We start from the raw sequence: 12053 nt of genomic DNA, 5'->3' as shown, positions 1-12053 counted from the left end.
ATTTTGGTAATAAGTGACTTAGACCGATATTTTTTAAAGTGAAATACCACCAAAAGAAAGAAAGCCAAAAGCCATCAATCCAGCGGAGATAAACGTGATACCTAAACCTTTCAAACCGTCTGGTACGTCAGAATATTTCATCTTTTCACGTATGGCAGCCAATAGCACAATAGCTAACATCCAACCAACACCAGAGCCAATGCCGTAAACAACACTTTCACCCAAAGTTAAGTTTTTCGCTACCATGAAAGAAACCGCACCAAAAATTGCACAGTTAACAGTGATTAAAGGTAAAAATATACCTAAGGCTTGATACAAAGCAGGAAAATATTTATCTAAAATCATTTCCAAAATTTGTACTAAAGCAGCAATAACACCGATAAAGGTAATAAATGATAAAAAGCTTAAATCAATTGAATCTTTCTGTTCAGTAATTCCCATCATGCTGTCTAAAGCACCTGGCGCTAAAATAGCTTGATAAATAATTTGGTTAGCTGGAACAGCTAAACCTAATACCACCACAACCGCAACACCCAGACCAATGGCTGTACTTACTTTCTTAGACACAGCTAAGAAAGTACACATACCCAAGAAGAAGCTTAACGCCATATTCTCAATAAATATGGTTTTAATAAAAATACTTAAATAATGTTCCATGGGGCTAATCCTTCTCTACTTGTTCTGGTTTCCACTGGCGTACAGCCCAGATGATTAAACCAATAATGAAGAATGAACTAAATGGTAAGACTAATAAGCCATTACCTTGGTACCAACCATCGTTTTGAACTAATTTAAACACTTCAATACCAAAGATCTCACCAAAACCAAATAATTCACGGAAAAAAGCAACAATCATCAAAACTGCGCCGTAACCTAAACCGTTACCAATACCATCTAAAAAGCTAACACCCGGCTTTTCTTTCATAGCAAAGGCTTCTGCACGGCCCATTACAATACAGTTAGTAATGATCAAACCAATGAAAACTGACAACTCTTTCGACAACTGATAAGAGAAGGCTTTTAATACTTGGTCAACCACAATTACTAATGACGCTATAATCGCCATTTGCACAATAATACGCACACTTGATGGAATATGATTACGCACAAGTGAGATAAAAAAGTTAGAAAAGCCAGTAACTAGCATTACCGCTATGGTCATAACCAAAGCGTTTGCCATTGAACTGGTTACCGCTAGAGCAGAACAAACACCTAGTACCTGTAAAGCGATAGGGTTGTTATCTACAATAGGTCCAAATAGTACTTTTTTAGTATCTGAAGACATTAGTTCATCTCTCCTTCGCTAGCAACACTGCGGTATTTAGTAATAAAAGGTCCATAACCTTGCTCACCTAACCAAAAATGTAAGGTGTTTTGCACGCCATTACTGGTTAATGTAGCGCCTGACAATGCGTCAACGCCGTGAACATCACCGGCTTTAGCACCACCTTTAATCACTTTAATAGCCACTTCATCGCTATCATTGTAAATTTTCTTACCTGGCCATAAAGCTTTCCACTTAGGGTTAAGTACTTCAGCGCCTAAACCCGGAGTTTCCTTTAAGTCAGAATAAATAAGACTACGAACGGTATTTAAATCTGGCGCTAAACCAATATAACCGTACATTAAGTCCCACAGCCCTGAACCAACAATAGGTAAAACTAAAGTATTTAGCTGACCTTGCTCGTTATTAACTAAGTAAACAACAGCGCGGTTAGCACGGCGATTAATACCTGCGGTATCGTTAGTAAGCTTTGAGCTTTTAGCGGCATCACGAGCGTCTGCACGTTCGTCAAATATATCGGTGTTACCTTCAATAATTTTCCCTGAATCTAGGTCAATCATTTTAGCAACAACATATTTGTTGTAAGTACCAACAATATCAGTACCTGCTTTTTCTAATAAGCCGGAAGCTTCAAGAATTTTAGTTTGCTTATCAAGTAGTTTATTAGCTTGTTGTAACGGTTTTAAGCTAATCGCAGCAACAGAGACTAACGCAGCACAAACCAGACAAACTAAAAACACAAAGCCGATTGTTTTAATTGGAGTTTCTTTATTACTAGACATTACGAGCGAGCCTCCGTTTGATATTCCCTTGAACAACAAAATAGTCGAAAAGAGGGGCGAATAAATTAGCGAATAAAATAGCTAACATAATTCCTTCAGGGTATGCCGGGTTAACTACACGTATGAGTACAACCATTACACCAACTAATGCACCAAACCAGTATTTACCCGTATTAGTAAAAGACATAGTGACAGGGTCAGTAGCCATAAACATCATACCAAAAGCAAAACCACCTGTGACTAAATGCCAGTACCATGGCATAGCAAACATTGCGTTAGTATCGCTACCAATACTGTTAAACAGTAATGAAGTGAACACCATTCCGGCGAAAACACTTAAAACAATACGCCACGAAGCAATACCTTTATACAGAATGTATGCACCACCTAGGAAAATAGCAGCTGTTGATACTTCACCCATAGAACCTGGGATAAAGCCCAAGAATGCATTCCACCAGTTAGTATTGATTGCAAAATCAACCGATCCTGGAATGGCTGCTGCTGCTGCACTTAATGGTGTCGCACCTGAGTAACCATCAATAGCAACCCAAACAGCATCACCTGATAATTCACCTGGATAAGCAAAAAACAGAAATGCACGACCCGCTAGCGCAGGGTTCAAGAAGTTTTTACCTGTACCACCAAAGATTTCTTTAGCAATAACAATACCGAAAGTAATACCAATAGCAACTTGCCATAATGGAATTGTTGCAGGTAAGATCAAGGCAAACAAGATTGAACTAACAAAGAAACCTTCGTTAACTTCATGCTTGCGTACTGAAGCAAAGAGAACTTCCCAAAAGCCACCAACAATAAAGGTAGTCGCATAAATAGGTAAGAAGAACATTGCTCCATAAAGCATCATACCGAAGACACTCGAGTCAGCAGATAAGCTACCTCCAAGGAATTCGAACAAGCCTACTTGCCAAGTATCAGGTAAAGCATAACCAGCAGCTAAGGCATCAGCTGCTTGAAAACCAATGTTGTACATACCAAAAAACATAGCAGGAAAAACAGCTAACCATACCGTTATCATGATGCGTTTTAAGTCAATACTGTCACGAACGTGAGTAGCACCTTTGTTCACTTGACCAGGAGTAAATAAACCGGTGGCTACAGCTTCATACAAAGCGTACCACGTTTCTAGCTTACCGCCTTTTTCAAATTGCGGTTCAATATCTTCAATAAACTTTTTCAAGCCCATGTCTAACCTTCCTTCTCTATTGTGGTTAGGCATTCACGAAGAATAACGCCGTAATCTGTTTTGCCAGGGCAAACAAATGTACATAAGGCTAAATCTTCTTCATCAAGCTCTAAAGCACCAAGTTGCTGCGCGCTGTCGGTATCACCGGCACATAAATCACGCAATAACATTGTTGGGAGAATATCTAATGGCATCACACGTTCAAAGTTACCAATTGGCACCATGGCACGAGGACTACCGTTAGTTGTTGTGGTCATATTGAATAATTTCTTTGGGAAGAAATGAGACATATATGCACGTGTTACCGAGAATTTATTAGGTCCAGGATACATGTAACCAATAAACTCTTTCTCGCGACCTTCTAAAATCAACGAAATTTGCACATGGTAACGACCTAAATAAGCGTGAACACCTTTTGCTTTTGCTCCTGAAAGTAAAGAGCCCGATATGATACGTAATTCACCGTCGGCAAATTCACCAGCGATTAATTCGTCAGTATTTGCACCTAAAATAGTACGCACTAAACGAGGGTTCTTAGCAGCAGGACCAGCAAGTGAAATAATACGGGTGTTATTTAACTCACCAGTAGTAAATAACTGTCCAAAAGCAATCACGTCTTGATAGCCTAAGTTCCATGAAGACTTCTCTGCACTAACCGGCTTTAAAAAGTGCATGTGTGTGCCAACTAAACCAGCAGGATGTTTTCCTGCAAATTCGTTAACTTGCACATTAGCTTCGACGGGAATATTAGCACCCGGCGCTTTACTAACAAACACTTCACCACTCGTTAAACGAGTAAGTATTGTTAAGCCATTTTTAAAGGCTTCACTTTGTTCATTAATAATCACTTCAGGGTTAGCGGCTAGCGGATTAGTATCCATTGCACTAACAAAAATGGCGGTTGGCGTTGAATCAACGGCAGGAACTTTACTAAATGGACGTGTACGCAATGCTGTCCACAAACCTGAATTAACAAGGTTATCAACAACATCTTGACGTTTTATTGAGTTAAGTTCATTCGCTGTGTATGAAGGAAATGTAATTTGCTCATCGCCGTCAATTTTAATAACGACTGATTGCAAAACACGTTTTTCACCACGGTTGATTTCTTTAACAACACCGGCAGCATGAGCTGTGAATTTAACGCCAGGGTTCTTTTTATCTTCAAAAAGAATCTGACCTTTTTTAACACGATCATCCACTTTAACAAACATGGTTGGTCGCATACCCACAAACTCTTCACCTAATGCTGCAACGGTTTTGATGGCGTTGCCATCATGGATTACCTGCTGGGGAGAACCAACGACAGGAACATCCAGACCTTTTTTTATTGTAATCATAAACACATGCACTACTTTTGATGGGAGTATCAAAACCAATCATCTACTTACCTAAACAAACTATTTTACGATGACTTGTAATCAATATTATTTAGGTAAAGCAAATTATCGATTTCAGTGTATTTCAGTAAGTACTTCTTTCTTGGCAACAAAGGAAGTTGCTTTAGAATAAAAAAGACCCACTGGCTCTAAGTTAAAATTTCTAGCGCGATTTTAACACAAAAACTCTAAGGCTATCTACGATCTCAGTTACTTAAATTACAAATTAGTTGAATATTATTGATTTCGCTCATTTATCAGCCAAAAATTTTGTCAGACCTAAAAAAACCGACATTTTATGTCGGCTTTTTATTATTGATGCTAATCGTAAATAATGAAAGTTAATCGTTATAAAAGATGCTTAATTTCTGCCATTGTATCGACATCAGCTTCGTAATCAACACCTGCAACACTAAAGCCAAATAACTTTAAAAACTCTTGATGATAGCCAACATAGTCAGTTAACTCATCAATATTATCAGAATCAACGGTATTCCAAATGTCTGTCACGCGTTTTTGAACGCTATCTTCAAGCTCTTTATGATTTTGACGGTAACGATTTTTATCATCTAAGCGAGGTGTTTCACTGTAGATGTTATCAACAAATAGGTTCTGAATTTGTTCGATACACCCTTCATAAGTGCCATCTGCCTTCATCACCTTAAACATTGCTGAAATATAAAGTGGCATGATAGGTATTGCTGAACTCGCCTGCGTAACGACCGCATTTAATGAGGTAACATGGGCTTCGCCCTTAAGGTTAGCAGTAGCTTTGTTAATTGCCGATGCAGCACGGTCTAAATCTTCTTTCGCTTTACCTATGGTCGCTTTTCCGTATATTGGCCAAGTTAATTCTTTACCAATATAGGTATAAGCTACTGATTTAAATCCTTCTGAAAGAACGCCAGCCTCATTCAATGCCTTAATCCATAGTTCCCAGTCAGCGCCTCCCATTACATCAATGGTACCTTGTATCTCAGCTTCATTTGCTGCTTCAACAGAAATTTCATCAATAACACGCTTTGAGGTATTTAGGTTTTTAGTGGTTACACTTTGACCAATAGGTTTAAGCGTCGATGAATAAACTTCACCGGTATCTGGATCAGTTCGACGAGGCGAAGCAAGTGAGTAAACGATTAGATCAATTTCACCTAATTCAGCTTTAATGGTTTCAATAGCCTTTGCTTTAATTTCATGTGAAAACGCATCACCATTAATATTTTTAGACCAAAGCCCCTCTTGTTCAGCAGCCTTTTGAAACGCCGAAGTATTGTACCAACCTGCACTTGCTGTTTTCTTTTCAGTGGGCGGTTTCTCAAAGAAAATACCTAATGTTTTAGCATTATTACCAAATGCGGCGGTTATACGTGACGATAAGCCATAACCAGTAGATGAACCAATAACCAAAACATTTTTTGGCTTGGCATTAGCCTGTTGATGAGATTTTACATAAGAAATCTGCTCATTGACATGAGCTTCACAGCCCGCTGGGTGTGCATTTGTACAAATAAAACCACGAATTTTAGGTTTAATAACCATAAGAAGACCTTTTAATTAATACTATTTTTATCGCCAAACGACTCGGCAATTTAGTAATTATTCAATATTTATTGCGACATAAATTTAAAAATTGTCGCATAGTTTACGCTACTAAAAAGAATACGAGGTATGACCAGTAAACATTTACCTCAAAATAAAGGATTAAAGCCGCTAGCTATTTTAATAAAAAACATCTGCCTAAACCCGGCCATCAGCTTTTAACGTATAAACAGCGCCTAACATAATGACCCTAGCATGGAAGTACAATGCAAAATATTGTACCGCATCCCACCAACATTAAAGTTAAATCGCAACACCACAATGAGCAAAGTAAATCACACCATCAGTCATAATAATCCTGAAATGATTGTTTCGGGTTATCGGTGACCCATCAATAACCTTGTTAGCTAAATTAACCCATTAAGTAACATAGCTGTTGCCAAATATTATTCATTTTACATAGATAATGATAAGAGTAAATAACAGGTATTTCACGAAAAGTGAATACAATTATGAGGGTAGAATAAATTAGGGATAAAATCGCGAATCATGGTTAGCTAGCGTTTTACCCCATTTATTAGCAAAAGTTACGCTGTTTTTTTACCACCGCCTAAGCATTTAGGCGACAAAGGGGTATTATCTGCATAATACTTGTCCCACTCATCTTTAGTATAAGTATGAAGCGCTAACGCATGTATTTTTTCGGCAAGCTCTGTTGAAAGCAACGAATTAATGGCTCGGTGACGTTTAATTAAGCGCTCTCCGATAAAGTCGTCGGTAACAATAATCACTTTAAAATGAGATTCACTGCCCGGTGCAACATTATGCTGATGGCTTTCATTAATAACATCGAGATGTATTGGAGAAAATGCGGAAAGAAGTTTTTGTTCTATTACAGCTTCAATGGTCATTATTAAATCCCTGATGTGTTTTTCTGTAGTGGAGTAATTTTAGTTTGTTACAGACAATATGCCATCAGTCTGGATGGCTATAGTCGTTTCATTGGCATTAATGGCGAGTAAACAGTTGCCATTATTGATAAAAAAAAATTCATTTATTTATAAAATAGTTTTTAAGCGCTCGAGGCAACTATCACTGGCTCAATTCCCTATATTTTGTCACAATAGCTGACATTCTTCTAGGTGAAAATCGAACCTCTTTATTATGATCAGCCCTTTTATTGTTAACGCAGATGGCGTTTATGACAAGAACCTTTTTTTAGATCGCTACCCCGTTGGTCAAGTTAACCGTGCACTAGTTGCTTGGGATTCAGCCGACGAGTATTTAATTAATTATGTTAATGAGCAAAGTTTAGCGGATAGCCAGCACAACTTACTAATTTTCAATGATAGCTTTGGCGCTATTACCGCTAACTTTACTCAGTCAAATGTGACTACGGTTTCCGATTCTTGGATAAGCCACCAAGGGTTAAGATATAATATTGAGCAAAACGGTTTGTCGCTTGACAATATTAGCCAAATAACGAGTTTGGATGACCTACCCGATAATATTACCGTGGTGTTGTACAAGATACCTAAAAGTAAGTCATTAATGATCGATCAACTTTTATCGATTAAAGCTAAATATAATCAAGAGCTTATTTTTATTGCTAGCGATAAAGCCAAAGATATCCATAGCTCGACGTTAAAATTATTTGAAAAATATTTAGGGACAACAAAAACGTCTTTAGCGGTAAAGAAAGCACGTTTAGTATTCTCTCAACTTGATAACAAGCAAGTTTTATCTTCACCTTTTCCAACAGTTTGGCCGTTAGAAGATAGCGCTTTTATTATCAGTAATCATTCAGGGGTTTATGCTCGTGAAAAACTTGATATTGGTGCTCGCCACTTTATTAAGCACCTTCCTGAAGTCAAAGCAGGTAGTCGTGTTATTGACTTAGGCTGCGGCAATGGTGTGATTGGTTTAGCCGTACTGGCAGAGCAACCCCAGGCATTAGTTACTTTTGTTGATGAATCTTATATGGCTGTTGATTCTGCTAAGACTAATATCAGTAAAAACTTACCAGAGCAACTCGAACAGTGTCAGTTCATGATAAATGACTGCTTAGCCGATATGGAGCCTAATAGTGTTGATTTGATTTTGTGTAACCCTCCTTTTCACCAGCAAAATGCAACCACAGACCATATCGCTTGGCAGATGTTTCGCGATAGCCATAGAGCATTAAAGAACGGTGGTGAGTTACGCATTATTGGTAATCGGCAACTCGGATACCATATTAAACTTAAACGACTTTTTGGTAATGAAAAACTCATTGCCAGCAATGATAAATTTGTCACGCTTTCATCAATAAAATAATGGAGTTAATCAGATCATGAAAAATATATTCATTAACAATAAAATTAAAACATTAGCCGCAACAACTTTACTGCTTGTACTGACGGCTTGTGCCAACAAACCCACTTACGTGGTTATTGCTCCAGATTTAAGCATAAATAATGGTGCATCTAGCCAAAGTGCTTATCAAAATAAACAAGCGAGTTTAACGGTCACTGATTTGCGAAGTGCCCAGCATGTTGTGCAAGTATTAAGAAAAGATGAAGCAGCAGAGGTTTATTCTAGTCAGCAACCATTAAACCGTATTGTTGAGGAAGCGTTAGCCGCTGAATTTAAAAAACAGGGCTTAGACATTAACGCTCAAGCGGGTAATGCAATTGAAATAATTATTGATAATGGCTTGAGCAGCGTGCAACAAGAAATGATGAAATATCAAGTTAACAATGAACTTGTGATCCGCGTAACTGTAAACAATGGCTCACAAACGTTGAGCAACACCTTTAAAGTTCGCGGAACTAGTGAAGGCCCATTGGGCGCAGATATTGCGGTATTAGAGCGAGACTTTAGTCAACAACTTACTCAGTTATTATCTCAAGTTATTAATAACATTGAAATTCAGCGTTTTATAAAGTAATTTTTAACAGCTCCTTTAAAAGAAGAAATGATAATGAAAGGTTTATTTTTTTTACTTATATTTTTATCTGGCACTCTATCAGCGAATAATATTGCCATTGATCCTAATAACTTATTTCCAAAAGTGAAATTAGAAACATCAAAAGGAGTCATCATTGTTGAATTAGACCGCATTCGTGCGCCATTAACTGTTGATAATTTTTTAATGTATGTGGTTAAAGGTGAATACAACAATACGATTTTTCATCGTATTGTCTCAGACTTTATCGTACAAGGCGGTGGCTATGATGAGGACTTCAATTTTAAAAAAGTCACTGGAAATATTGTTAATGAATCAGGTAATGGTTTAAAAAATGAACGTGGCACTATTGCTATGGCAAAAGAAAATCGCCCACATACCGCAAATCGTCAATTCTTTTTTAATATGGCTGACAATAAAAGTTTAGATCCAGGCCGTCGCTGGGGATATACCGTATTCGGCGCCATTATTGAAGGTCAGGCAGTTGTTGATGCTATGAATTTAGCTAAAACACACTATAGCGATGCGATGGGCTGGGACGATGTGCCCGTAGAACCTATTACCTTAATTAAAGCCACTTTATTACCAGAAGAATAAATTTATCCAATAAAATTTCAGCTGTAAATTATAGTCAGGAGGCAATATTTCTGACTATAATAATGCCATAATAAACATTCTTTTTTGTACGTTCTTACAATTAAATGAAAATTAAATTGCCTACACCTTTGACAAACTGTTTTTAATCTACGATATATAAGGTAGTAAATAAACAATAACAACTATTTTCACCATTTCAATAAAGTGGTAGCTACTTTCCTACTCGAATGATTTAAATACGAAAGTGAACTGAGGATGCCATGATAATTGAGCCGTTTATCAACGAAAAAACACAACAAATAGCTTACTATATTAAAGCTGTGATTAACCAATCATTGCATTATACCGAACTCGACACATTCATCCTTGATACCATGGAGGAATGGACATTGCTCAAGGTAAATGATGAAATGCCGAGTAGTGCAAAAGAGCGCGTTTTTTGGCACTTAGTCCATGAGATGAGTTTACATGGAGCACAATCACTGAGCCATGACTTGTATTTTAAAAGTGAAATAACGACCTGTTTAGATTTCTTCACAGGTACTGGCAGTTATCCTATTGACTGTATTGGTTGGCGTCCGTTACCTTAGGCTAACGTTAGTAAAATCCTCGACACTTGCTCACAGAACTCAAGAATAAACTTCTGTTTTCAATAACATTTTGATAGCCTATGCCTACTAAGATTTTTGTAGGCAATTGCATGACCACTCAACAAACATTCAAAGAAGCTATTCTCAATAAAAGAATGTTGATTTGTATCTTCACCGGATTCACTTCGGGCTTGCCGTTATTTATTTTATATCAACTGGTACCTGGTTGGTTAAGATCAGAAGGAGTAAGTCTAGTTGAGATAGGTTTATTCTCATTAATTGGCATTCCTTATGTTTGGAAGTTTATTTGGTCACCATTGATGGACAGGTATTCTTTTCCGATGCTAGGTCGACGTCGAAGCTGGATGTTCGCTACGCAAGTTTTATTACTCTTCTCAATCGCTGGTTTTGGTTTTATAGACCCTACTATAAATATTTGGTCTGTCGCTTATCTTGCCGCTGCTGTTGCTTTTTTTAGTGCAAGCCAAGATATTGTTCTTGATGCTTATCGCAGGGAGTTATTGCAAGAACACGAACTGGGCTTAGGTAATTCTATCCATGTACAGGCTTATCGTCTATCTGGCTTAGTGCCGGGCTCGTTAGCTTTTATATTGGCTGACCATATCAGCTGGCAATCAGTTTTTCTTATTGTTGCTGCGTTTATGCTCATCGGTATTTTACTGACCTTATGTATTAAAGAGAGTAAAAGCGAACATCTTGCTCCTAAAACATTACATGATGCTGTTGTATTGCCTTTTAGAGATTTTATTTCACGAAAAGGTTTTAAAAGTGCCTTACAAATTCTCATTTTTTTATTTTTATACAAATTAGGCGACAGTATGGCTACAGCCCTGCAAACTCCCTTTTTTATAGACTTAGGCTTTACTAAAACAGAAATTGGTGTGGTTGCTAAAACAGCGTCGCTTATTGCGATGACTATTGGGCTTGCTGTTGGCGGCATCGTAATGATAAAGCTCAGTATAAATAAGGCATTATGGCTGTTTGGCTTTGTGCAAATCATCAGCATATTAGGCTTTGCCGCTTTAGCAGAAATAGGTCATAATACTTATGCTTTAGCTTTTGCGATGGGCTTTGAATACTTAGGTGTTGGTTTAGGTACAGCGGCATTTACTGCCTTTATAGCAAGAACAACCAACCCCGCTTTTGCTGCAACGCAATTTGCACTATTTACGGCGCTAACCGCTTTGCCTCGAACCTTTGCCAATGCAACAACTGGCCTTATTGTAGAGCAAATAGGTTGGACATCGTTCTACTTTCTTTGTACTTTCCTCGCGATCCCAGGAATGCTTATGTTATTTAAAGTTGCTCCTTGGAGCGAAAAAGTCCCTTTCGAAACAAAAAATAAAACCGAGGAATTAATATGATTAAACTGTTCTTTCTACTCCCTATTATCATGTGCCTTTTTTGGTGGCGATATCTAGATGCTAAAGGCTTTAGTGTAAAAGAAGGTGTGAAAGGTTTTGCTTATATTATTGCTTTAAATACCGTACTCATTGGATTTTTAGTGGTAATGATATACGTTACTCACGGATGACGACTGCTGATATCCTGATACCAAATCCATCGTTATGAGACCACCTCAGTCAACCAGATACCGCCTCAGTCATTCTGATAACTCATCCATCAACCTGATAACAACTCCGTCATCCTGATACCACCTCTGTCATCCTGATACCACCTCTGTCATCCTGATAACAACTCCGTCATCC

The 12053-nt window shown here is 37.8% G+C and carries 13 protein-coding genes; 6 read left to right on the top strand and 7 right to left on the bottom strand.

The annotated features are described in order from the left end of the window. Positions 1-33: 33 nt before the first annotated feature. The 7 genes from nqrE to H4J75_RS16190 all read right to left on the bottom strand — a co-directional run bounded on the left by nqrE (position 34) and on the right by H4J75_RS16190 (position 7100). Positions 34-657: an NADH:ubiquinone reductase (Na(+)-transporting) subunit E gene (gene nqrE / locus H4J75_RS16220; RefSeq protein ID WP_182175777.1), complete on the bottom strand. Its 624-nt coding sequence runs from the start codon at positions 655-657 to the stop codon at positions 34-36. Positions 658-661: 4 nt separating this feature from the next. After that, entirely contained in the window at positions 662-1285 is a 624-nt protein-coding gene (locus H4J75_RS16215; RefSeq protein ID WP_146800034.1) for an NADH:ubiquinone reductase (Na(+)-transporting) subunit D, read from the bottom strand. Next, complete coding sequence (locus tag H4J75_RS16210; protein ID WP_182217583.1) at positions 1285-2067, bottom strand: Na(+)-translocating NADH-quinone reductase subunit C; 783 nt, start codon at positions 2065-2067, stop codon at positions 1285-1287. The genes H4J75_RS16215 and H4J75_RS16210 overlap by 1 nt, the downstream gene beginning before the upstream one ends. Next, positions 2060-3271 carry an NADH:ubiquinone reductase (Na(+)-transporting) subunit B gene (locus H4J75_RS16205; protein ID WP_182217581.1) on the bottom strand — a complete coding sequence of 404 codons (1212 nt, stop codon included), beginning with the start codon at positions 3269-3271 and terminating at the stop codon, positions 2060-2062. The genes H4J75_RS16210 and H4J75_RS16205 overlap by 8 nt, the downstream gene beginning before the upstream one ends. Positions 3272-3273: 2 nt before the next feature. Continuing rightward, a complete protein-coding gene (locus H4J75_RS16200; RefSeq protein WP_182217580.1) occupies positions 3274-4611 on the bottom strand; it encodes a Na(+)-translocating NADH-quinone reductase subunit A in 1338 nt (445 codons plus the stop codon). Between the two features lie 387 nt (positions 4612-4998). Further along, complete coding sequence (fabV, locus tag H4J75_RS16195) at positions 4999-6189, bottom strand: enoyl-ACP reductase FabV (protein WP_182217578.1); 1191 nt, start codon at positions 6187-6189, stop codon at positions 4999-5001. Between the two features lie 587 nt (positions 6190-6776). After that, positions 6777-7100: a BolA/IbaG family iron-sulfur metabolism protein gene (locus H4J75_RS16190; protein ID WP_182217577.1), complete on the bottom strand. Its 324-nt coding sequence runs from the start codon at positions 7098-7100 to the stop codon at positions 6777-6779. Positions 7101-7353: 253 nt separating this feature from the next. Between H4J75_RS16190 and H4J75_RS16185 the strand changes: the two genes are divergently transcribed. The 6 genes from H4J75_RS16185 to H4J75_RS16160 all read left to right on the top strand — a co-directional run bounded on the left by H4J75_RS16185 (position 7354) and on the right by H4J75_RS16160 (position 11878). Beyond that, the gene (locus tag H4J75_RS16185) at positions 7354-8505 is read left to right on the top strand and encodes a methyltransferase (protein WP_182222703.1); all 1152 of its coding nucleotides are present in this window, start codon (positions 7354-7356) and stop codon (positions 8503-8505) included. A 16-nt stretch (positions 8506-8521) separates the two neighbouring features. Further along, complete coding sequence (locus tag H4J75_RS16180) at positions 8522-9118, top strand: YajG family lipoprotein (RefSeq protein ID WP_182217573.1); 597 nt, start codon at positions 8522-8524, stop codon at positions 9116-9118. A 33-nt stretch (positions 9119-9151) separates the two neighbouring features. Beyond that, the gene (locus H4J75_RS16175) at positions 9152-9733 is read left to right on the top strand and encodes a peptidylprolyl isomerase (RefSeq protein WP_182217571.1); all 582 of its coding nucleotides are present in this window, start codon (positions 9152-9154) and stop codon (positions 9731-9733) included. A gap of 260 nt (positions 9734-9993) precedes the next feature. Further along, on the top strand, positions 9994-10323 hold the full coding sequence (locus tag H4J75_RS16170; RefSeq protein WP_182217569.1) for a hypothetical protein: 330 nt from the start codon (positions 9994-9996) through the stop codon (positions 10321-10323). A 110-nt stretch (positions 10324-10433) separates the two neighbouring features. Next, a complete protein-coding gene (locus tag H4J75_RS16165; protein WP_182217568.1) occupies positions 10434-11708 on the top strand; it encodes an AmpG family muropeptide MFS transporter in 1275 nt (424 codons plus the stop codon). Continuing rightward, positions 11705-11878: a hypothetical protein gene (locus H4J75_RS16160; protein WP_170246384.1), complete on the top strand. Its 174-nt coding sequence runs from the start codon at positions 11705-11707 to the stop codon at positions 11876-11878. The genes H4J75_RS16165 and H4J75_RS16160 overlap by 4 nt, the downstream gene beginning before the upstream one ends. Positions 11879-12053: the final 175 nt, after the last annotated feature.

The organism is Colwellia sp. BRX10-1, assembly GCF_014077545.1.
In the GTDB taxonomy this organism is placed as follows: domain Bacteria; phylum Pseudomonadota; class Gammaproteobacteria; order Enterobacterales; family Alteromonadaceae; genus Colwellia_A.
This window is presented reverse-complemented; position numbering and strand designations above follow the sequence as displayed.

Coding starts and splice junctions, on each gene's coding strand:
- H4J75_RS16210 (WP_182217583.1), bottom strand. CDS start 2,067: ATGTCTAGTAATAAAGAAACTCCAATTAAAACAATCGGCTTTGTGTTT.
- H4J75_RS16165 (WP_182217568.1), top strand. CDS start 10,434: ATGACCACTCAACAAACATTCAAAGAAGCTATTCTCAATAAAAGAATG.
- H4J75_RS16180 (WP_182217573.1), top strand. CDS start 8,522: ATGAAAAATATATTCATTAACAATAAAATTAAAACATTAGCCGCAACA.
- H4J75_RS16185 (WP_182222703.1), top strand. CDS start 7,354: ATGATCAGCCCTTTTATTGTTAACGCAGATGGCGTTTATGACAAGAAC.
- H4J75_RS16205 (WP_182217581.1), bottom strand. CDS start 3,271: ATGGGCTTGAAAAAGTTTATTGAAGATATTGAACCGCAATTTGAAAAA.
- H4J75_RS16190 (WP_182217577.1), bottom strand. CDS start 7,100: ATGACCATTGAAGCTGTAATAGAACAAAAACTTCTTTCCGCATTTTCT.
- nqrE (WP_182175777.1), bottom strand. CDS start 657: ATGGAACATTATTTAAGTATTTTTATTAAAACCATATTTATTGAGAAT.
- H4J75_RS16160 (WP_170246384.1), top strand. CDS start 11,705: ATGATTAAACTGTTCTTTCTACTCCCTATTATCATGTGCCTTTTTTGG.
- fabV (WP_182217578.1), bottom strand. CDS start 6,189: ATGGTTATTAAACCTAAAATTCGTGGTTTTATTTGTACAAATGCACAC.
- H4J75_RS16200 (WP_182217580.1), bottom strand. CDS start 4,611: ATGATTACAATAAAAAAAGGTCTGGATGTTCCTGTCGTTGGTTCTCCC.
- H4J75_RS16170 (WP_182217569.1), top strand. CDS start 9,994: ATGATAATTGAGCCGTTTATCAACGAAAAAACACAACAAATAGCTTAC.
- H4J75_RS16215 (WP_146800034.1), bottom strand. CDS start 1,285: ATGTCTTCAGATACTAAAAAAGTACTATTTGGACCTATTGTAGATAAC.
- H4J75_RS16175 (WP_182217571.1), top strand. CDS start 9,152: ATGAAAGGTTTATTTTTTTTACTTATATTTTTATCTGGCACTCTATCA.